Raw genomic sequence first — 21,297 nt, 5'->3', positions numbered from 1 at the left:
CTGACCGGAGCGGGCCGCCCCTTGCCCCCGTACCCCTCCGTGCTCTCCGTGGTTCCCCGGCGCCTGGCAGGCCCGCCGGGCGAGTCTATCACCCGGGCCGGGCGCCCACAAACGCCGAGAACGCCACGAATTTCCGGTTTTTGACTTCCCCCACCCCCGGGGCTATAGTGCCGCCCCCGGAGTTCGCCCGTGACCCGATCCCCCAATCCCAGATCCGTCGCCGTCGCGGTCCTGGAGGACGTGGACCGCCGGGGGGCCTACGCCGACGAGGCCCTCGACGCCCGGCTGCGCCGCGCGGGCGGCATGCCCGGCCGCGACCGGGCCCTGGTGGCGCACCTCGCCTACGGCGTGCTGCGGTGGCGAAACGTGGTGGACGCCCACCTGGCCCGGGCGAGCTCCCGGCCCCTGGCGAAGCTCCATCCCACGGTGCTTGCGGTGCTGCGGGTCGGGGCCTTCCAGATCCTGTTCCTGGACCGGGTGCCGGCCCGGGCGGCGGTGCACGAGGCCGTGGAGGAGGTGCGCCGCCGCCGGCTCGGCCACGCCTCGGGGTTCGTGAACGCCGTGCTTCGGGCCGTGGCCCGCCGGGCCGGGGAGCCGCCGCCCGCGCCCGACGCGCCCGCCGGCCGCCTCGCCCTACGTTTCGGCTGCCCCGAGTGGATCGTTGAGCGGTGGCTGGCCGAGTGGGGCGAGGCCGGGGCCGAGGGGCTCGCCCGGGCGGCCTCGCGGATCCCGGAGACCTTCCTGCGGGCCCGGGGGGACCGGGAAGGGCTCCTCGAACGGCTTCGGGGCGAGGGGGTGGAGGCGGAGCCCGCCGCGTTCGCCCCCCAGGGGATCCGGGTGCGGTTCCAGGGCGCTCCCCAGGACCTCGGAGCCGTGCGGGACGGCTCGGCCGTGGTGCAGGACCAGGCCTCCCAGCTCGTGGTGGAGATGCTCGCCCCCGAACCCGGGTGGAAGGTGCTCGACGCCTGCGCGGCCCCGGGCCTCAAGGCCCTCCAGATCGCCGAGCGGGTGGGGCCCGGGGGAAGGGTGGTGGGGTTGGACCTCTACCCCCACCGGGTGCGGGGCCTGGCCGGCTTGGCCCGCCGGATGGGGGCGGGGAACCTGCTCGGCGCCGCGGCCGACGCCCGCCGGCCGCCGGTCGGGGGCGGGTTCGACGCCGCCCTGGTGGACGCGCCGTGCTCCGGGCTCGGGGTGCTCTCCCGGACCCCCGAGGCCAAATGGCGGCGGACCCCGGCCGACATCGAGGGGCTTCCCGGGCTCCAGGCCGAGATCCTGGCGGCCGCGGCCGATCGGGTGCGGCCCGGCGGGGTGGTGGTGTACGCCACCTGCACCACGCTGCGGGCCGAGAACGAGGCCGTGGTCGAGGCCTTCCTCGCGGCCCGGCCGGACTACCGGCTGGACCCGCCGCCCGCCCAAGGCGCCCCCTGGGCGCGGTTCGTCGCGCCCGAGGGGTTCTTTCGCACCTTTCCCGAGGGCCTCGCCGGCGAGGGGGCCGAGGCGGTGGACGGGTTCTTCGCGGCCCGGCTTCGCCGCACCGGGGGGGCCGCGTGAGGCGGGGGCTCGTCGTCGCCGTCTATGCGTTCCTCGTTCTGGTTTCGGCCGGGCTCGGGGCGTATCTGGCCGTGGCCTGGCTCGTGGAGCGGACCCCCGAGGTGGAGGTTCCCGACCTCCGGGGCCTCGCCCTGGGGGAGGCCCTCGACCGGCTCCAGGGCACGGGGCTCGACCTGGAGGTGCGGGATTTCGACTACTCGGACACCGTGCCCGAGAACCACGTGCTGCTCCAGCATCCCCGGCCCGGGGCCCGGGTGAAGGCCGGCCGGGGGGTCGGCGTGATCCTGTCCCGGGGCCCCGAGCGGCACCCGGCCCCGGACCTTCGGGGGCTCTCCCTGGAGGACGCCCGGATCCGCCTGGAGGAGCTGGGCCTCAAGGCCAGGGTCGAGGCCCGGGTCCACCGGGGCCCGGAGGGCCGGGTGGTGGGCCAGGGGGTGGCCCCGGGCCAGACCCTGCCCCGGGGGGCCGAGGTGCCCCTGGCCGTGAGCCGGGGGCCCCGGCCGATCCTGTGGCGCATGCCCCGGGTGGCGGGGCTGCCGCTGGCCGAGGCCCTGGACCGGATCGACCGGCTGGGGCTTCGGGTGGGGCGGATCGAGGAGGTGGAGATCCTGGATCCGGCCCAGGCGGGCCGGGTGGTGGCCCAAGACCCGTTGCCGGGGTTCCCGGCCGAGGAGGGGCGGCTCGTGTCGCTCACGGTGGCGGGCACGGCGCCGGCGCTGGGGGCGGCCCGGGCGGTGTACCTGTTCCACCGCATCCCCCCCGGGTTCGGAAAGGCCCGGGTCCAGGTGGTGTGGCGTGCGGCGGGCCGGGCCTGGACGGTGCGGGACGAATGGGTGCCCCGGGGCGCGGCGGTGCGGGCCGCCGTGCCCGCCGGGCTCGCCGACCGGGTGGAGCTCTGGGTGGACGGCAGACCGGTCCAGACCGCCACCCCGGCCGAGCTGGGGCTGTGAGAGGGGCTGGGCGGCTGGAAGCTGGAAGGCGGGGAGGCCGGAAAGCCGACAATGCCGCAGCCGCCCAAGGAAAACGGACGAGAACCATGGGGTTCTTGCCTTGATGCTTCCCAGCTTCCTCGTAACTTCGGCTGGGACGCTGGGAGGCTGGGACGCTAGGATGCTAAAATCTTTGGTGAGTTTGGGGTTGCCATGCGTCCCGCCCTGGGGAAGCGGTCTCCCTACGAGGGACCAGATTCAAGGGGCCAGGTGTCAGAGGATCCCTGTCCTCCGTGGTCTGTCCACCCATGACTGGCACGGACGCCGCTCCCACAACGGGCCCCGAGCCGAGCGGTATCTTGCTGCTTGCAGGGTCCCGAGAGGCCCAAGAAGGCTTCCCAGCTTCCTAGCCTCCTAGCTTTCAAGCTTTCTAGCCTTTCCCAACGGAGTCCTCCCATGCCCATCATCGCGCCGAGCATCCTTTCCGCCGACTTCGGCCGGCTGGCCGAGGAGGTCCGGGCCGTGGACCGGGCCGGGGCCGACTGGATCCACGTGGACGTGATGGACGGCCGGTTCGTGCCGAACCTCACCATCGGCCCCCCCGTGGTCAAGGCGGCGCGCCGGGTCACGGAAAAGCCCCTCGACGTCCACCTCATGATCGTGGAGCCCGAGCGCTACGTGGGGGCGTTTGCCGAGGCCGGGGCCGATCTCCTCACGGTGCACGCCGAGGCCTGCCCCCACCTCCACCGGAACCTCCAGCAGATCCGCGACCTGGGGAAGAGGGCCGGGGTGAGCCTGAACCCCTCGACCCCGGTGTGCGCCGTGGAGCACGTGCTCGACCTGGTGGACCTGGTGCTGGTGATGAGCGTGAACCCGGGGTTCGGGGGCCAGAGCTTCCTCGATCTGGCCGTGCCCAAGATCCAGGCCCTGAAGCGGATGGCGGCCGAGCGGAACCTCTCGTTCCACATCGAGGTGGACGGCGGCATCACCCACGAGACGATCGGCCGGTGCGCCCGGGCCGGGGCCGACGCCTTCGTGGCCGGCTCGTACGTGTTCGGGGCCGAGGACTACGCCGGGGCCATCGCCCGGCTCCGGGCCGGCGCCTCTTGACTCCGGGGGTCGGTTTGCTAAGGTAAGGCGCTCTTTTTGCCGGAAAACCCGTGCGGATTTGCGCCGCGGACCGCCCCGGGCGGTCGGCGGCGGCCTTTGGAGGGAGAGCCGATGGACTACAAGGACACCCTGAACCTTCCCAAAACCGCCTTTCCCATGCGGGCGAACCTGGCCCAGCGGGAGCCGGAGATGCTCCGGCGGTGGGAGGAGACGGGGCTCTACGGCCGGATTCTCGAGCGTTCGAAGGGCCGCCCCCTTTTCGTGCTCCACGACGGCCCCCCCTACGCCAACGGCCACATCCACATGGGCCACGCGGTGAACAAGATCCTCAAGGACATCGTGGTGAAGAGCCGGTCCATGGCGGGGTACCACAGCCCCTACGTGCCGGGCTGGGACTGCCACGGGCTTCCCATTGAGCACCAGGTGGACAAGGAGCTGGGGCCCGAGAAGGAGAACCTCTCCAAGGCCGAGGTGCGCCGCCGGTGCCGGGCCTACGCCGAGCGGTTCGTGGAGATCCAGCGCCGGGAGTTCCAGCGGCTCGGGGTGTTCGGGCTCTGGGACGCCCCCTACCTCACCATGAGCTACGACTACGAGGCCCAGATCGCCCGGGAGTTCGGCCGGTTCGTCGAGACCGGGGCCGTGTACGTGGGCCGCAAGCCCGTGTACTGGTGCGCCTCGTGCCGCACGGCCCTGGCCGAGGCCGAGGTGGAGTACGCCGACAAGACGAGCCCCAGCATCTATGTGAAGTTCCCGTACGCCGGCGACCCGGCCGAGATCGCTCCGGCCCTGGCCGGCAAGCGGGTCTCGGCCGTGATCTGGACCACCACGCCGTGGACGATCCCGGCGAACCTGGCCCTGGCGTTCCACCCCGAGTTCGAGTACGCGGCCTACGAGGCCCCGGCCGGCTCCGGGGAGGTCTGGATCCTGGCCCGGCGGCTGGCGCCGGTGGTGCTCGAGGCGGCCGGGGTGGACGGCTGGAAGGAGCTCGGGCCGGTTGACCCCAGGGCCCTGGAGGGCAAGGCATTCCGCCACCCCCTGTACGACCGGAAGAGCGTGGTGGTGCTCGGCGACCACGTCACCCTGGAGGCCGGCACCGGCATCGTCCACACCGCCCCAGGCCACGGCCAGGAGGACTACGAGGTGGGGCTCCGGTACGGACTGGAGCCCTACGCCCCGGTGGACGACCAGGGCCGGTTCCTGCCCGACGCGGGGCCGTTTGCGGGCCAGCACGTGTTCGAGGCCAACGCCGCCGTGAACGCGGCCCTGGCCGAGGCCGGGGCGCTGCTGCGGGAGGAGAAGATCGAGCACTCCTACCCCCACTGCTGGCGGTGCAAGCAGCCCGTGATCTTCCGGGCCACGCGGCAGTGGTTCATCTCGATGGACAAGACCGGGCTCCGCCACAAGGCGCTCGCGGAGATCGACCGGGTTCGGTGGATCCCCCGGTGGGGCCGGGACCGGATCTACAACATGGTGCGCGACCGCCCCGACTGGTGCATCTCGCGCCAGAGGGCCTGGGGCGTGCCCATCACGGCCGCCCGGTGCGCCGACTGCGGCGGCACCTACCTGGACCCCCGGGTGAGCTACCGGGCGGCCGAGGTGTTCGAGAAAGAGGGCGCCGACGCCTGGTTCGAGCGGCCGATCACCGACTTCCTGCCCGACGACGCCGCGTGCCCCGCCTGCGGGGGCACGAACCTCGAGCGGGAGGAGGACATCCTCGACGTGTGGTTCGACTCGGGGGTCTCCTTTGCCGCCGTGTGCGAAAAGCGCCCCGAGCTCGACAGCCCGGCCGACCTCTACCTGGAGGGCTCCGACCAGCACCGGGGCTGGTTCCACTCGAGCCTCCTGGCGAGCGTGGGCACCCGGGGCCAGGCGCCGTACCGGGCCGTGCTGACCCATGGGTTCGTGGTGGACGGCGAAGGCCGGAAGATGTCCAAGAGCCAGGGGAACGTGGTGAGCCCGGAGGAGGTGATCCAACGCTACGGCGCCGAGATCCTGCGGCTCTGGGTGGCGGCCGAGGACTACCGGGACGACATCCGGATCTCGGAGGAGATCCTGAACCGGCTGGTGGAGGCCTACCGCCGCATCCGAAACACCTGCCGGTTCCTCCTGGGGAACCTCTCGGACTTCGACCCCGAGGCCGACCGGGTCGACCGCTCGGAGCTCTGGGAGATCGACCGCTACTGCCTCGACCGGCTGAACCGGCTGGTGGAGCGGTGCCGCCGGGCCTACGACGAGTACGAGTTCCACGTGATCTTCCACCGCATCCACAACTTCTGCGCGGTGGACCTCTCGGCCTTCTACCTCGACATCCTCAAGGACCGGCTGTACACGTTCCCGGCCCGGAGCCTGGGCCGGCGGGCGGCCCAGACCGTGCTCCACGAGGTGCTCCACAAGCTCTGCCGGCTCATGGCGCCGGTGCTCGCGTTCACCGCCGACGAGGCGTGGCAGCACCTGCCCGGCGCCGAGGGGAGCGTGCACGCCGAGCTGTTCCCCGAGGTGGACGCCGCGGCCGTGGACGACGAGCTGGCCGACCGGTGGGACCGGATCCGCAGGCTCCGGGCCCTGGTGGCCAAGGCCGCCGAGGACGCCCGGGCCAAGAAGGTCATCGGCCACTCCCTGGACGCCAAGGTGGTGCTCCACGTGGACAACCGCTGGGAGGCGTTCCTGGGGTCCTACGCCTCGGAGCTGCCGTTCCTCTTCATCGTGAGCCAGGTGGACCTCGTGCCCGGGGCCGGGGGGGCGTTCACCGACCCCGACCTGCCGGGCGTGGGGGTGAGCGTGGAGCGCGCCGAGGGCGAAAAGTGCCAGCGATGCTGGAACTACTCGCCCACCGTGGGGCAGGACCCCGAGCACCCCGAGGCCTGCGCCCGGTGCGTGACCCACCTGGCCGAGGCGGCCGGGTGAGGGAGAAGCTCCTGCGGTTCGGTCTGCCGGCCGTCCTCGTCCTCGGGCTCGACCAGGCCACCAAGGCCTGGGTCATGGAGACCTTTCGGCTCTACGAGAGCCGGCCGGTGATCGAGGGGTTCTTCCACCTGACCTACATCCGAAACCCCGGAGCGGCCTTCGGCCTCCTGGCGGGCCACGCGGAGGCGTTTCGCACGCCTTTTTTCGTCGTGGTGACCCTGGTGGCCCTGGGGGCGATCGGGGTGGCCGTGAAGCGGCTCTCTGCGGATCGGGGTTGGACCCTGGCGGCCCTGGGGCTCGTGGCCGGGGGGGCCGTGGGGAACCTGATCGACCGACTCCGGTGGGGCGAGGTGGTGGATTTTCTCGACGTGTTCTGGCGAAGCTACCACTGGCCGGCCTTCAACGTGGCCGACTCGGCCATCACCGTGGGTGTGGCCCTGCTCCTTTTAGAGGAGTTTTTGGGCCGGAAGGTCGGGGAGGAAAGGCCGGGATGACTCGGGTCCGACAGGTTCCGGTTAGGCGGCTGGGCGGCTGGGCCGCGCCGCGGCCGGGCCCCATCGTCGCTCCGGCGTCGTCTCCGTCCCCGGCCGGGGTGAGCCGTCCCGCTTCCCAGCCTCCTAACCTTCCAGCCGGGTAGCCCCCCATGCACCCGATCCTGTTTCAGTTCGGCAAGCTCACCGTGTACACCTACGGGCTGTTCGTGGCCCTGGGGTTTTTCGCCGCCATCTGGGTGGCCGGCCGGGAGGCCGAACGCCTGGGGCTCGAGCCGCGAAAGGTCCAGGACCTGGGCCTGGTGGTCCTGATCGCGGCGCTCGTGGGGGCGCGGCTCTTCTACGTGCTCGTGGAGTGGGAGTACTTCGTCGACCACCCCTGGCAGGTGTTCGAGATCTGGAAGGGCGGGCTCGTGTTCTACGGGGGGTTCGTGGTGGCGGCCCTGGCGAGCCTCGGCTACGTGCGCCACGCCGGGCTTCCGGTGTGGCCCACCGGCGACGCCGTGGCCCCGGGGCTCGCCCTGGGCCAGGCCCTGGGCCGGATCGGGTGCTTTTTCGCCGGGTGTTGCTACGGCGCCGAGTGCGAACTGCCCTGGGCCGTCACCTTCACCGACCCCCGGGGCCTGGCGCCCCTGAACCTGCCCCTGCACCCCACCCAGCTCTACAGCGCCCTGGGGAACCTGGCGATCTTCCTCGTGCTCTACCTGGGCTTCCGGAAGCGGTGGGGCGGCACCGGCCGGGTGTTCGGGCTCTACCTCGTGTTGTATCCGGCGTTCCGGTTCGTCGTGGAGTTCTTCCGCAACGACCCCCGGGGCGCCCTGGGCCCGTTGAGCACGAGCCAGGCCCTGGGGATCCCGCTCTTCCTGTTCGGGCTATGGCTCCTGTGGGCCCGGCGGGGGGAGCGCGCCGGGTGAGGGCGCGCGGACTCGAGAAGGGAGGCGCCATGCGAACCCAACTCCTCGTGATCCTGGCGGCGGCCGTCCTCCTGGGCGGCTGCGCCCAGACGCTCTTGACCGTGGACCGGGTGGAGTCGCCCTACCGGGATCTGTCGACCCTCGAAAAGGGCGACATCGTGCACCTGCCCACCGGGCGGCTCCTCACCGAGGAGGAACTCCTCGAGTTCCTCGGCGGCTACCGGGTCGTGTACGTGGGCGAAACCCACGACAACGTGTTCGACCACGAGGTGGAGCTGCGGATCCTGAAGGGCCTCACCGAGCGGTTCCCCGGCCGAGTGGCCCTGGGGCTCGAGATGCTCCGACGGCCCTACCAGGAGGGGGTGGACCGGTTCCTCGCCGGGGAGATGGGCGAGCGGGAGTTTGTGCGGGAGGTCTGGGCCAAGTCCTGGGGACCCCAGTCCTGGCCCTACTACCGGGAAATCCTGCTCTACGCCCGGGAGAACAGGATCCCGGTGCTGGCCCTCAACGCCGGCCGCGACCTCACCCGGGCCGCCGTGCGGGTGGACGAGCTCGAGGACCTCGATCCGGAGCTTCGGGACCGGCTGCCGAAGGATCTGGACCTGGACGACCCCTACCACCGGGCGTTCATCCAGGGCATCTTCGGCGGACACTCCAAGGGCACGAGCCACGGCGACGCCTTCTACCGGGTCCAGGCCATCTGGGACGAAACCATGGCCGAGACCGCGGCCAGATTCCTGGCCGATCCGGAACACCGGGACATGCGGCTGGTGGTGTTTGCCGGGGGGAACCACGTGCGCTACGGGTTCGGCGTTCCCCGCCGGGTGTTCCGCCGGGTGCCGGCGGCCTATGTGATCGTGGACCCGCTCACGATCGAGATCCCCGAGGACAAGAAGGAAAAACTGCTCATGGACGTGGAGCTGCCCGATCTCCCCCTGCGGCCGGCCGACGTGTACTGGGCCGTGGGCTACGACGACCTGGAGGACGACCGGGTCATGCTGGGGGTCCAGATCGAGAAGGCCGAAGGGGGAGGCGCCCTCGTCAACGGCGTCATGCCCGGGAGCCCCGCGGCCAAGGCCGGCATCCGGGAGGGCGACGTGATCGTGGCGGTGGACGGGGAGCCCGTGGAGGAGCTCTTCGATCTCACCTTCCAGGTGGGCCAGCACAAGCCCGGCGACACCGGCCCGGTGGAGGTCGTCCGGGACGGCGAGCGGATCCGGCTCGAGGTCACCTACGACGTGGTGCGCCACGGGGAGAAGCGGTGAACGGCTGGGAGGCTGGAAGGCTGGGAAGCTGGAAGACTGGAAGATCCGTAGGCTGCGGGGCGAGGCCTGTTCGCGACATACTCCCACAGGGTAGATGCGGGTGCTCTCGCCGGCGGGCGGGGCAAGGGGCCCCCCTCCGGCCGGGCGCGAGTGCCGGCACCCGAACCGCCGCGCAGCCCAAGCGAGGGGCGGTTGCTCCATCGCCTGCCCGCCCAGACGCGGCGGGTTCGTGGTGCGAACGACGGAGGTACTGCGCGGCTTCTTGCGGGGGCCGCACCCGGCTCTCCGGGAGGCCCCTTGCCCCCCAAGACGGGGGAGACGGGCCCGTGTCAGTTGGAAGCTCCGCAGGCCGCGGGGCGCGGCCTGTTTGCAAAAACAATAACTTCCGCCTCGGCCACACGGTGCGCCGCGGGCGTCTGGACCGCGGGACCGACGACCGCGAGACCGCCGACCGTGGACCGAAGTTACTTGGAAGGTCCCGTAGGCCGTGGGGCGGCCTGTTTGCACGAACGATAACTTCCCGGCTCCGCCCGCTCCCTTGGCCGCCGCAGCCGGGACCACGGGACCGGAGACCGCCGACCGGCGACCGTGGACCGAAGCTACTTGACAGCGCACCGGGGTGCACGCCCGATGGTCCCGGGTCGTCGGGCACTTGGGCGAACGGGGGGCGGGCCGGCGGCCGGCTGCGCCGGCCTCGGCCGAACGGTCGAAAGGCATGACCCGGCCCGGGGCCTCGCTCTCGACGCCTTCGGTGTTCCGCCACCTCACCGGGTGGCGGGCCTGGGCCACCGTGGGGTGCGGGCTGGGGCTTGGGGCCCTCGCGCTTCGCACCGGGGTCGAGGCGTCGCGCCTGGAGCCGGGCTGGGGGTTCTGGGCTCTGGCCACGATCGCCCTGGCCGCCGCGGCCCTCGTGGTCACGACGCTCCCCTGGCGGCTCACCTCCCGGTTCAACGACGAGGGCGTGGCGATCGGCTGGGCCCTGGGCCGGCTGTTCGTGCCCTGGGGGGCGATCCGGCGCGTGGTCGTGGGGTCCCTGGGCTCGGGGGGCCAGCGCGATCCCTTCACCGTGACCCTGCTCCTTCGCGACGGCCGCGAAGTCCTCTACCTGCCCCTGGGCCGCAAGGCCCCCTCCGAGGTCCCGGCCGCCGCGGCCCTCCTGGCCGAGGCCGAGCGCCGGGGCCTCCGCGTCGAGAACACCCTGGCCACCCCCGAGGAGATCGCCGAGCGCGAGCGCCGCTGGCGCGAGGCCCGGCTCAAGGGGTGGCGGTAGCGCCCGGGCCGGCAGCGGCCTGGGTTTTCCGCCCCCCGTCTCTCCCCTACTCACGAGTGAATCTTGGAACAAGAACCCCGGGTGTGTGCCCCGGGGGACAGGCCTCTTGGTTTCTGACCTGGGCGAAGGGTTCGGATTTTTTTGTCCCCAGGGCTAAAGCCTAGCAAGACACTAGGTGAAAAGATGGACAGGGCCCCGCTTTTTCCCCACTTGGGTCGTCGGTGTCTGGCGGCGACAGAGTGGGGGAAGAGCGGGCTGGGCGTGTGGCTTTCATCACAAAGCCAAGGAGGTGAAGCATGAAACCCAAGCGGAAAGGCAGCACAGTCCTCTCCCGTCGCAACTTCCTCGCCCGGGCCGGGGCGATGGCGGCCGGCGGGGTGGTGGCCGCCGGCAGCATGGCCACCCTCGCCCAGGCGAAGCCCACGGATCCCGGGCCCCTTCCCTGGCCCTGGCCCAAACTCGACCCGCAGGAGGCAGGAGAGAGGGCTTTTCGGCTCTACTTCGAGAAGGGTGGGTGAGGCACCGGCGCCTGGCTGGGGGTCCTCAGCTTGCTCAAAGAGAAGGTCGGGTTTCCCTACACCCTGTTGCCGGAGGACATGTTCCATCATGCGGCCGGAGGGTACGGAGGCCAGGGGACGCTGTGCGGCTCCCTCGGGGCCTGTGCCGCGATCATCAACCTCGTGGCGTTTGACGACAAGAAAACCCACTCGAAACTGGTGGCGGAACTGATTCACTGGTATTCGCAAACCAGCTTTCCGTCCAAGCGGTTCGATGCCATCGCGGACTACAAGGACCAGATTCAGACTGTGCCCAATTCTCCTCTCTGCCATGCTTCGGTGTCCGGCTGGATGATGGCGGCCGGGGCGTCCTACAAGGACAAGGAAAGGAAGAACCGCTGCGCGAAGGTCGCCGGCGACACCGTGTACCGCATGGTGGAAATGCTCAACCAGCACGTGGAAGGGAAGTACGTGATGGCGGGAGCCAAGATCAGGCCCGGAACGGAGCACTGCCTGAGCTGCCACGGCCCTAAGGCCGACAACAACCAGAAGGGCAGCATGAACTGCCTGAGTTGCCACGACGACCACACCAAATAGACCGGACCGGTTGTCCTTGAACGGCCCACCGAGGGGTCGGCGCTGCCGCGCCGGCCCCTTTTTTGGTACCCTCGGCAGGGCAACGGGGCGGCTTGGAGGTTGCGGAAGTCCTCCCCTGGGTACGTCGCGGCCGGGGAGGGTGCGAGCAACGGCTGGAGGGCGGCGGGAGCCTTCGCGAAAGCCGCACGGGCGGCTGCGGCTCGGGGCAACGGGACCAAGCAAGGGGATGGTGACGGCGGCGGGACGTGGGTCCCTCGGTGGTCGGATGCTGTGCTCACGCACGGCCGCAAGCCACTCCCATGCCCTCGCGATGGACGTGAGCGTTCACGTCGCCCCCGTGTTAGTGGCTGTCGAGCGCAACTCCCCACGGAAGAGGCCGGGACCAGGCCTGCGAGGGGTCCCGTTGCCGATCTGGAGGATCGACGGGGAACCATCATGCCCAAGGAACGCAATCCCCGCATGGAGCGGGAGCGGAAAACCATCGCGGCCATGATCCGGCTCTACTGCCGCGGCCACCACCCGGGGCCGGAGCGTCCCTGCGCCGAGTGCCGGGAGCTTCTCGCCTACGCCCTGGAGCGGCTCGACCGCTGCCCGTTCCAGGAGGGCAAGACCACCTGCGCCAACTGCCCGGTCCACTGCTACAAGCCCTCGATGCGCGACCGGGTCCGGGCGGTCATGCGCTACTCCGGCCCCCGGATGCTCCTTCGCCACCCGATCCTGGCCCTTCTTCATCTGTGGGACGGCCGCCGGAAGGAGCCCCTCCGGAGCCGGTGACGAGCCCGTGGGCCCAGTCCAGGATCGGCCGGACCCGATCGGCCAGGAGCGCCCGGGCCTCCCCGTAGGGGAGCCACCGGAACTCGTGGTGCTCCGGCCGACCCAGCTCCGGGCTCACCGGAAGCCGCACCTCCCCCTGGGGCGCCTCGGCCAGGTAGTACCGGGCCACCTTGCCCCGGCCGTAGGGGGGCGTCTCCCGAAACTCCTTCCCCCACCGGAAGACGAACGTCGCGAGCCCGGTCTCCTCCCGGGCCTCCCGGAGCCCCGCGGCCAGGGGGTCCTCCCCCGGCTCGACCTCGCCCTTGGGGAAGTCCCAGTACCGGTAGGCCCGGAGCAGCAAGTAGCGGGGCCCCTCGGGGAAATGCCGCACCGGCACGATGCCGGCGGAGAGGACGCGTGGCTTCATGGGACCCTCCCGGGGACCGGCGGCGGCCCCGTCGGGCACCCTTGCCCGGAACCGCCGGATCAGCAAAGATCGCCTCGTCAGTGGGTTGGGCTCCGCGGAATCATGCCTCCGCGGGACCCCCCGCGTCCACCTGACGTTCGCGAGGCGGCCAAAAGCATTTGGGATTCCGGCGTTATCGCCTCTGCCACTCTGTTGCAGCGGCCGCCGTATCGGGGGCCAGAATTCAGAGGTCAGAGAACCCCCTGTCCTCTGTCTTCTGTCCTCTGGCACCTGACACGGGCCCGTCGCACCCGGTTCGGGGGGACGGTGGTTTCGGGATCACGGCCTTGCCCACACCGCCGCAGTACGCCAAAATCCCGCCGGGATCGGCCCCACCGAGCGTTCTACCGTGAAACCGAGGAAACGCCATGCCCGTCAAGCTGGACGACCTGCACGAGGCCTACGTTTTCGTGGAAAGCTCCGGATTTGTCGAACACCTCGCGTTCGTGCACCGGCCCACCGGCGCCATCTGGTTCTGGAGCGAGGATCTCGGCTGGCTCGACGAAGACGGCCCCGAGGGCATCGAGGACCCGGGTCGCTTGGGCGAAGACTACGTTCCCGTGCCCGGCCGCCACGAGCTCGCCCTGGGGAGCCGACTGGTGAGGGAGTTCGTGGATCGCCGGATCCCCGAGGAGGCGGGTCGCGTCGCCGCGTTCTTCCGCCGCAAGGGGGCGTACCGTCGGTTCAAGGCGTTCTTGGAGGAACGGGGGCTCCTTGACGACTGGCATCGGTTCGAGGAGGAGGCCCAGAAGGAGGCCCTCCGGGCCTGGGCGGAACGCGAGGGGATCGAGCTCCTGGAGGAGTAACGAATTCCCGGATCGGCCCGGCGCTACAGGTCCACCCGCTCCCGCTCCACCAGCCACCCCGCGATCTCCTCCCGGAGCGCCAGGGTGTCGGCCGGATCACGCCGGAGGATCCCCGGGAGCCCCGCCAGGGCCTCCCGGTCGCCCAGGTGGACCAGGGTCTCCTCGGCCAGCGATGCGGCCCAGCGGACGGCCTGCTCCACCGTAAGCCGGGCCGCCGCCAGGGGGATCGCGGCCCGCGCCTCGCCGTTCGCCCGCACCGCCTTCTCGGCCCGCAGCACCGCCGATTCCGCCTGGAGCGCGAGAAGGGCGAGGTCGGCGATCCGCAGGTCCACCGCCTGGTCCCCGGCGTCCCAGCCCGCCCCGAGCACCAGGAGGGCGAGGGCCTTGAGCCCCTCCACGAGGCGCCGCTCCCCGGCCAGGGGGCCCTCGGCCATGCCCGGGACCGGCCCTTCGCCCCGGCCGAGGGCGGCGCGCACCTCGGCGATCCGCCGCTCCAGGGGGAGCTCCCCGGCCCCGGCGCGCCGCTTGAGCAGGGTCGGCGCCAGGATCCGGTTGATCTCGTTGGTGCCCTCGTAGATCCGGTTGATCCGGCTGTCCCGGTAGTAGGCCTCCACCGGGTACTCGGCGCAGTACCCGTATCCCCCCAGGCACTGCACGGCCTCGTCGGCCACGAAATCAAGGGTCTCGGTCCCCAGCACCTTCACCAGGGCGCACTCGATCGCGTACTCCTCGATAGACCGGAGCTCGCCCTCGCCGTGATCGTCGCCGCCTCGGGCCACCAGGGCGTCAATGAGGCCCACGGTGCGGTACACGGCCGCCTCGGCCGACCAGATGCGGGCGTACATCTCGCCGAGCTTCTCCCGGATGGCCCCGAACTCGGCGATCGGGCGGCCGAACTGCCTGCGCTCCAGCGCGTAGGCCAGGGCCTGCTCCAGCGCCCGCTTGGCCGCCCCCACGGCCACGGCCCCCAGCTTGAACCGGCCGATGTTCAAGATGTTGAAGGCGATCTTGTGGCCCCGGCCCACCTCGCCGAGCACGTTGTCGGCCGGCACCACCACGTCATCCAGGTGCACGCCGCAGGTCGTGGCGCCGTGGAGCCCCATCTTTCGCTCGTCGGGGCCGAAGGTGAGCCCCGGGGCGCCCCGGTCCACCAGGAACGCCGTGAAATGCCGGCCGTCCACCTTGGCGAACACCGTCAGCACGTCGGCGATCCGGGCGTTGGTGATGAACTGTTTCGTGCCCGTGAGCCGGTAGGACCGCCCGTCGGGCGAGGGCACGGCCCGGGTCCGGATGGCCAGGGCGTCGGACCCGGCCGTGGGCTCGGTGAGCGCGTAGCAGCCCAGGAGGCTCCCGTCCCCGAGGCCGGGGAGATACCGGCGCTTTTGGGCCTCGGTGCCGTAGTAGACGAGGGGGAGGCTCCCGATCCCGGTCTGCACCAGGGCCGTGATCTGGAACGACGCCTGCCCCGAGAGGTTCTCGGCGATCAGGGCCGAGGTGGCCTTGTCGAGCCCGAGCCCCCCGTAGGCCTCCGGCACGTCGGCCATGAGAAGCCCCAGCTCCCCGGCCTTCCTCAGAAGCGCCCGCAGGAGATCGAGATCCTTCCCCTCGATCCGCCCCGACAGGGGAATCACCTCGTTCTCCATGAACGAGCGGGCAGTGCGGGCCATCATGCGCTGCTCGGCCGTGAAGTCCTCCGGCGTGAAGGTCTCGGCCGCGTCCCGGTGTTCCAGGAGGAACGCGCCCCCGGCCAGGAGGCGCGCGTCGTGATCGTTCGGCTGCATCGGTCCGTCTCCTCATCCCGCGGGGGCCCGGCCGGCCTCCCGCTCCAGATTGAGCACCGCCACCGCCGCCAGCACGAGCGCCCCGCCCGCGAGCCGGCCGGCGCCCAGGGCCTCGCCCAGCACGGCAAAGGCGATCGCCGCCGCCGACACCGGCTCCAGGAGCGCCACGATGCTCGCCCGGGTGGCCCGGACCCGCTCGATCCCCACGAAGTAGAGCCCGAAGGGAACCAGCGTGCCCATCAGGGCCACGTAGGCGATGAGCCCCCACTGCCCGGGGGAGTACCCGGCCCGGAGGTAGTGGAACGGCGGGTACAGAAGGTGCAACGTCACGGCGGCGAACGCCAGAGCGTAAACGAGGGCGGTCCAAGGGGGCACCCGGGCCATGACCCGCTGCCCCAGGAGGCTATAAGCCGCGAAACACACGGCCGAGGCGAGCCCGGCGGCAACCCCGAGCCCGTCCATGCGGGAGAGATGGATTCCCCCGCCCCCCACCACGAGGTAGGCTCCCCCCAGCGCGAGCACGAGGGCCGCCAGCTTCGCCCGGGTGGCCCGCTCGGCCCCGGTCCCGACGGCCACGGCGGCGATCAGCGCCGGCGCCAGGTACTGGAGCAGGATCGCGGCGGCCACCTCGATCCGGCTGATGGCGTAGAAATAGGTCACCTGCACGAAGGCCAGGGCCCCGCCCCCGAGCAGGGCGACCCAAGGCCACTCGGCCCGCGGGAGCCGCAGGGGCGCGCCCCGGAGGCCCAGGGCCAGGAACCCCACCACGGCCCCCAGGGTGGCCCGCATCTGCACGAGGGCCAGGGGCTCCACCCCGTCCCGGAACAGGGCCTTTCCTGCCACCCCCGACGAGGCCCACAGCACGGCGGCCGCCGCCACGGCGGAGTACCCCCATCCCTCCCGGTTCGGTTCTCGCGTTTCCATGACCCACCCCCCGAAAGAAACGCCCCGGGCCGTGGGGCCCGGGGCGCAGGGTTCCGAGCGGTCGGAACGGGACCCGTTAGTCCTCGAGCCAGCTGTGGGAGTAGAGCACGTCGCCGTTCAGCACCTTGAAGGTCTTATAGAGCACCTTCTCGGTGTCGTTCGTGGGCTGGACGTCCTCGCCCTTCATGAGCTTGCCGATGTACTCCACCTGGTCCATCCGCTCGCCGCGGCAGATCGCCATCATCTCGGAGTCGTAGGAATCCACGATGGCCGACTCCTGGCCCAGGTGATAGAGCATCATCAGGTACACCCGGTTCAGGATGGGCCGGAGCTCGTTGGGGGCGCCGTTGGACACGTTGGAAAGCCCGCAGGTGTTCGTTGCCCCGGGGATGATGTCCTTCACCATGGGCAGGAACTCCATGTAGGCCTTCACCTGGTTGATGTCCACCGAGACCGGCAGAACGATCGGGTCCACCCAGTACCGGGCGTGGTCGATGCCGAGCTCATCGCCCATGGCCATGATGGTGGTGAGCGCCACGGCCCGCTCGCTGGCGTCCCGCGGAATCCCCTCCTCGCTCATGGTCAGCGCCACGAAGTCCGCATCGTACTTCTTCACGAGCGGCAGCCGCTCCTGCATGCTCTGGGGCTGGGCCGAGATGGAGTTGATGAGCGCCCGCTCGTTGCACACCTGCAGACCCGCCTCCACGGCGGCGGTGTTCGTGGTGTCCAGCGCGAGCCGGACGTCCTTCTTGACCTCCTGCACGGTCTCGACGAGCCAGCGCATCATCTCGTCGCCGGCCTTCCGGGCCGGGCCCAGGTTCAGGTCCAGCATGTCGGCGCCGGCCGCCAGCTCCTCCTCGGCCATCTTCTGGATCGGGCCCTTGTTCTTCTCGCGGATCGCGGGCCCGATCGTCTTGCTCATGATGTTGATGCTCTCGGCAATCGTGAAGATCTTCATCACTTCCCTCCAACGGTGAAAGGCCCGGCGGCGCCGGCGGCGCCCCCGGCCGGCCTTACTTGTTCTGGGCCACGTAGTCCTTGAGGAACTTCGGAATGTCGGCCGCCTCGCGGGTGCCGATCACCACCTCCCAGCCCTCGCCCAGCTCCTCCTGGAGCTCGCCGGAGATCTGGGCCACGTAGCCCGGGATGATGATCTTGCGATGGTTCACCTTCTCGGTGATCCCGCTCTTCTTGATGAACGGGGCGATGGCGTCGGCCACGAACTTCCCGGCCGACCAGGCGGTCAGCACGCTCATGCCCTCGGTGTCCATGATCAGGAGCCAGGTGGGCACGCGGCTCGCCTCGACCTCGGCGCTCACCACGAAGTAGGTCAGGGCGAAGTTCGTGGTGATGATGACGGGGCTGTCCGGGCCGGGGTTGTTGATCTCGTAGATGCCCTGGTCCATGGTCATGGGCCGCTGCGGGTCGGTGTAGATGTTGAGCCGGTTCACCAGCAGCGGGTAGGTCACGGCCGGGTCCAGGGTGCTCAGCACCACGGCGCCGGCGTACTTGTCGATGAGGAGCGCGGCGTAGGTGGCCTGGAGCTCCACGTGGTCGGTCATGGCGCAGGGGAACGCGATCGTGGGGAACCCGAAGGGCCGGAACTTCTTGTCCAGGGCGGCCCGCCGGATCCCGATGTTCGCGGTCACGGTCTCCCGGATGCCCTTCCACCCGGTGTCCAGAAGCGCCTCCTTGAGGCCCGCCGCCACGATCTTCTCGCCCACGGCCGCGAGGTCGTCGAGGGTGTCGCCCTTGGCCACCGGCACGGCGCCCACCTCCTTGGCGAAGGCGATGAGCTCGTCGGCGTTGTCCTTGGTGACCGGGTGGATCGCGAACTTCTTGCCCTTCAACGCCTCGGCCGCGGCCTTCAGGGTGGCCACGTCCTCGGAGGACACGATGATCCCCTTCTCGGTGGCGCCGCCGACCTTGTTTACAAGTTCCAGGAACGAGCCCTGGTCCTTCTTCTGGTCCCAGAGGAACGCCCAGTTGGGGGCCAGGATCTTGCCCACCCGCTCGAAGCTCTGCTCGTTCAGGAGTTTGAGCTGGGCGTCCACGTGGTCGGCCGGCTGGTCGTTCGTGAGCGCCACCACGATGGCCGTGGGGTTCACGAAGGTCTTCTCGTGGCGGTACTTCACGGTCTCGCCGCCCACCTTCCAGGCCGCATCGCCCTGGCCCAGGGTGACCTCCCGGATCGGCGGGGCGCTGGCCTCGGAGAGTTTGGCCTTCGACTCCTCGCTCACGTAGGGGCACTTCTCGAGTTCGGCCTTCCCGGCCGCCAGCTTCATGGCGAAGGCAAGACAGGTGGGCTCCCCGCACTCCTTACAGTTGGTCTGGGGGAGCAGCTTGTAGATCTGAATTCCCGTGAGTCCCATGATCCCTAACTCCTTTCGTCAATGCGCAGCCCGCGCAAATCGTTGAATCACGAACCGGCCGGGGGGAGGGCACCGGCCCTCCCCCCGGCCGCCGCCTTACATCATGGGCTCCATCTCGAGGGCGGGATGGCCCACCTTCTGCATGAACTCCATCACCTCTTCCTCGGTGGTGGCGTCCTCCTCGGTGGCGATCTTGTCGTAGAGGTCGGGCACGCCCTCCTCCTCGCCCCGCTTCTGGATCACCTCTTTGAGGGCCTCCTTGAGGTGCTTGGGCATCCAAGCGAGCCGCTTGATGCCGCCCTCGGCCGAGATGAACTTCTTCGAGCCAATGTAGAACTTCGAGATCCCCACGAAGCCCGGGGTCTGGGCCCCGCCGCCCACCGACCCGGCCAGGGTCGAGAACGGCATGCCGCAGGGGGTCATGCCCGGGTAGTCCCGGTCCACCACCATCACCGCGTTGGCCATGGGCAGGAGCACCACGATGGCCTCGAAGCACCCGCAGGAGGTCATGGGGTCGACCATGAGGGAGTAGGCGCTAAACGAGCTCACCGCCTCGTGGGAGTTCTGGTACACGTACTCGTTTACGCCGCTCCACTGGCCGAGCCGTTCGTCGATGGTCTCCCCCTTCTTCACCGGCTGGTTCGGGCCGGTGGGGTTGATCTCGTAGGCGGCCTTGCCGTCGAGCCAGTTGTAGGCGCCGCACAGACCCGGCCGCTCGGGGCTGATCACGCACACGTGGTCCGGGGCGAACGACTGGCACAGGAGGCAGGAGTAGAACGTGTCCACGCTCTCGTCGGTCATGGCGCCGAGGCGCGACTCCCGCTCGCGGTAGGTCTTGCGGGCCTCCTCGATGAGCTCTTTGACCTTCTCGGGCTCGGTGTAGATCTTGACCTGGACCTTGTCCAGGATCTTCCCGAACTCGTTGTGGAACTTGGCGTGGAGGATCGTGCCGAAGTGCTTCAGGCGGAACCCCGCCTCGTAGGCCTTCTTGGAGATCCGCATCCACAGGATGTCACGCTGCCCGATGTGGAGCACGCCCTCGGCGCCGTTCAGGAGGTGATGGATCTGCCGCTCCAGGATCGGCTCGAAGTCGGGCTGCATGTTCCGGCCGGCCACCTCGACCCAGATGCCGATCGGGTAGGTCTTGCCCACCTCCATCTGGTCCAGGTCGGGTCCGATGACCTCGAACTTGCCGTCCTCCACCTGGTCGAGGTCGAGCATCCGGCAGAACTCGAACCCGTCGGCCTTGGGCCCGCCGAGCTCCACCTGCATGGCGTCGCGGCCGATCCGCTCGCCCTCGAAGGCCGGAGAGTAGGAGACCGGGATGTCGATCTTGGAGATCTGGATCTTGAGGCCCCGCACCTCGATGGCCTTCGACACGATCTGGTCGTGGGGCACGTTGGAGACCACGTGCTCGTAGGTGCAGATCCCGGTGACCAAGATCTCGGGGATGTCGGAGTCCGCGATGGTCGGGAAGCCGTAGTTGATGGCCCCGGCCGCGGCCGCATACCACTCGTCCGTGACCTCGCCCAGCGCCAGCACGAACGCGAAGATCCGGTTCTTGTTGTACCGGAGGATGCCCCGGTAGTCGCCCGGCTTCACGCCCCCGAAGGCCATGGCGGCCCGGGTGGCAAACCCGACGGCGTGGATGGCGGCCGAGGTGTCCCGGCCGAAGGGCACAAGCCGGGTGGGCCAGCCCACTTGCACGCCGGCCTCCACGAGCTGCTCGGCAAAGGTCTTGCCGTTGTGCTCCGAGGCCATGAACACGTAAATGCCCTTCTCCTGGAGCTCCTTGGCGATCTTGACCGCGGTCTCGTTGTCGGGCGCCGCGCCCACGACGGCCGCGAACCCGGGGGCCGAGCCGTCCACGAACTCGACGCCCCGTTTCCGCATGATCACGTCGTCGGCCGCGCCGAGCCAGATGTTGTCCTCGGTGGGCTCCTCACCCGTGACGTAGGGGATCGGGTCCTCGAGGTACTTCAGCGCCTCCTCCATGTCGTAGGCGAACAGGGTCGCCATGCCGGCGTCGAGGGCGTGGCCCAGGTAGGGCACCCAGAGCTTGTCCTCGACCTGGGGCGGCAGGAGCTCCCGGCACTTGGCCAGAACCGGCTTCATGTCGGCGAGCTTCTCCACCTTGTGGCCCAGGATGCCGTAGATCACGGGCAGGTAGTACCCGGTGTTGGGGAGCTTGACCTCTTTGTCCTCGCCGAACTTGGCGATGGCGTCGTTGACCTTCTTCTCCACGCGGTCCACGATGGCGTGGGCCCCGCGGATCGCGGCAGCAGCGATAATCCTCGACATCTCGTTGACCTCCCTCGGTTAGACTTCGAGCTGACGGCGGGCTTCCATGTCGAAGAGCACCCGCTCCTTCTTCTTGTGGATCCCCAGGGCCTCGCGCTTCTTGTTGATGTGGTCGATCATCAGCGCCGCCATCTTGTGCGGGTCCGCCTCGAACGCCCACTTCCCGCCGAGATCCTCCTCGATCCCGCCGAAGATGTACTCCGCCCACTTCGTGCCCTCGATGACCGGGAACGTCACCCCAAACACCGTGAACACCCCGCTCGCCACGAAGTAGTGCCCGATCGCGATCGCCTTCTCGCTCATGTACTCCGGCGCCGCCCCCGCCACCGGCAGGTCCGAGATGTCGTCCCCCAGACCGCCCGTCTT

18 protein-coding genes and 1 pseudogene are annotated in these 21,297 nt (G+C 70.2%); 12 read left to right on the top strand and 7 right to left on the bottom strand.

Going from position 1 to position 21,297, the window contains the following annotated elements:
* The first annotated feature begins 189 nt into the window (after positions 1-189).
* The 11 genes from rsmB to ACY0I8_RS01835 all read left to right on the top strand — a co-directional run bounded on the left by rsmB (position 190) and on the right by ACY0I8_RS01835 (position 12,302).
* A complete protein-coding gene (rsmB, locus tag ACY0I8_RS01885) occupies positions 190-1,551 on the top strand; it encodes a 16S rRNA (cytosine(967)-C(5))-methyltransferase RsmB (RefSeq protein WP_461393333.1) in 1,362 nt (453 codons plus the stop codon).
* On the top strand, positions 1,548-2,501 hold the full coding sequence (locus ACY0I8_RS01880) for a PASTA domain-containing protein (protein ID WP_461393332.1): 954 nt from the start codon (positions 1,548-1,550) through the stop codon (positions 2,499-2,501). Before rsmB ends, ACY0I8_RS01880 begins: the two co-directional genes overlap by 4 nt.
* A gap of 435 nt (positions 2,502-2,936) precedes the next feature.
* Positions 2,937-3,590, top strand: a complete 654-nt coding sequence (gene rpe / locus ACY0I8_RS01875) for a ribulose-phosphate 3-epimerase (protein WP_461393331.1) — start codon at positions 2,937-2,939, stop codon at positions 3,588-3,590.
* A 111-nt stretch (positions 3,591-3,701) separates the two neighbouring features.
* Entirely contained in the window at positions 3,702-6,494 is a 2,793-nt protein-coding gene (gene ileS / locus ACY0I8_RS01870) for an isoleucine--tRNA ligase (RefSeq protein WP_461393330.1), read from the top strand.
* On the top strand, positions 6,491-6,988 hold the full coding sequence (gene lspA, locus ACY0I8_RS01865; RefSeq protein WP_461393329.1) for a signal peptidase II: 498 nt from the start codon (positions 6,491-6,493) through the stop codon (positions 6,986-6,988). The genes ileS and lspA overlap by 4 nt, the downstream gene beginning before the upstream one ends.
* 149 nt (positions 6,989-7,137) lie before the next feature.
* Positions 7,138-7,899: a prolipoprotein diacylglyceryl transferase gene (gene lgt, locus ACY0I8_RS01860; protein WP_461393328.1), complete on the top strand. Its 762-nt coding sequence runs from the start codon at positions 7,138-7,140 to the stop codon at positions 7,897-7,899.
* Positions 7,900-7,928: 29 nt separating this feature from the next.
* Complete coding sequence (locus tag ACY0I8_RS01855) at positions 7,929-9,164, top strand: ChaN family lipoprotein (protein ID WP_461393327.1); 1,236 nt, start codon at positions 7,929-7,931, stop codon at positions 9,162-9,164.
* Between the two features lie 715 nt (positions 9,165-9,879).
* A complete protein-coding gene (locus ACY0I8_RS01850) occupies positions 9,880-10,434 on the top strand; it encodes a hypothetical protein (protein ID WP_461393326.1) in 555 nt (184 codons plus the stop codon).
* A gap of 296 nt (positions 10,435-10,730) precedes the next feature.
* Positions 10,731-10,952 carry a twin-arginine translocation signal domain-containing protein gene (locus tag ACY0I8_RS01845; RefSeq protein WP_461393325.1) on the top strand — a complete coding sequence of 74 codons (222 nt, stop codon included), beginning with the start codon at positions 10,731-10,733 and terminating at the stop codon, positions 10,950-10,952.
* Between the two features lie 30 nt (positions 10,953-10,982).
* Positions 10,983-11,528, top strand: coding sequence for a C-GCAxxG-C-C family (seleno)protein (locus ACY0I8_RS01840; protein ID WP_461393324.1), 546 nt, complete (start codon positions 10,983-10,985; stop codon positions 11,526-11,528).
* A 435-nt stretch (positions 11,529-11,963) separates the two neighbouring features.
* A complete protein-coding gene (locus ACY0I8_RS01835; RefSeq protein ID WP_461393323.1) occupies positions 11,964-12,302 on the top strand; it encodes a nitrous oxide-stimulated promoter family protein in 339 nt (112 codons plus the stop codon).
* Here the strand turns inward: ACY0I8_RS01835 and ACY0I8_RS01830 are convergent.
* Entirely contained in the window at positions 12,202-12,708 is a 507-nt protein-coding gene (locus ACY0I8_RS01830; protein ID WP_461393322.1) for a bis(5'-nucleosyl)-tetraphosphatase, read from the bottom strand. The genes ACY0I8_RS01835 and ACY0I8_RS01830 overlap by 101 nt on opposite strands.
* Before the next feature lie 407 nt (positions 12,709-13,115).
* Between ACY0I8_RS01830 and ACY0I8_RS01825 the strand changes: the two genes are divergently transcribed.
* Positions 13,116-13,553, top strand: coding sequence for a hypothetical protein (locus ACY0I8_RS01825; protein ID WP_461393321.1), 438 nt, complete (start codon positions 13,116-13,118; stop codon positions 13,551-13,553).
* Between the two features lie 23 nt (positions 13,554-13,576).
* Here the strand turns inward: ACY0I8_RS01825 and ACY0I8_RS01820 are convergent, their stop codons facing one another.
* The 6 genes and pseudogenes from ACY0I8_RS01820 to ACY0I8_RS01795 all read right to left on the bottom strand — a co-directional run.
* Positions 13,577-15,334 carry an acyl-CoA dehydrogenase family protein gene (locus ACY0I8_RS01820; protein WP_461393320.1) on the bottom strand — a complete coding sequence of 586 codons (1,758 nt, stop codon included), beginning with the start codon at positions 15,332-15,334 and terminating at the stop codon, positions 13,577-13,579.
* 12 nt (positions 15,335-15,346) lie between these two features.
* Positions 15,347-16,258 carry an EamA family transporter gene (locus ACY0I8_RS01815; protein WP_461393319.1) on the bottom strand — a complete coding sequence of 304 codons (912 nt, stop codon included), beginning with the start codon at positions 16,256-16,258 and terminating at the stop codon, positions 15,347-15,349.
* A gap of 76 nt (positions 16,259-16,334) precedes the next feature.
* A complete protein-coding gene (locus tag ACY0I8_RS01810) occupies positions 16,335-17,216 on the bottom strand; it encodes a pterin-binding domain-containing protein (RefSeq protein ID WP_459941343.1) in 882 nt (293 codons plus the stop codon).
* Between the two features lie 55 nt (positions 17,217-17,271).
* The gene (gene acsC / locus ACY0I8_RS01805) at positions 17,272-18,630 is read right to left on the bottom strand and encodes an acetyl-CoA decarbonylase/synthase complex subunit gamma (protein WP_461393318.1); all 1,359 of its coding nucleotides are present in this window, start codon (positions 18,628-18,630) and stop codon (positions 17,272-17,274) included.
* A gap of 96 nt (positions 18,631-18,726) precedes the next feature.
* Positions 18,727-20,931, bottom strand: a complete 2,205-nt coding sequence (gene acsB / locus ACY0I8_RS01800; RefSeq protein WP_461393317.1) for an acetyl-CoA decarbonylase/synthase complex subunit alpha/beta — start codon at positions 20,929-20,931, stop codon at positions 18,727-18,729.
* A gap of 18 nt (positions 20,932-20,949) precedes the next feature.
* A pseudogene (locus ACY0I8_RS01795) lies at positions 20,950-21,297 on the bottom strand (anaerobic carbon-monoxide dehydrogenase catalytic subunit); the annotation flags it as partial.

This window comes from Deferrisoma sp. (assembly GCF_054681715.1).
Note: the sequence above shows the minus strand (reverse complement) of the source record. Positions and strands in the feature narration are given on the sequence as shown.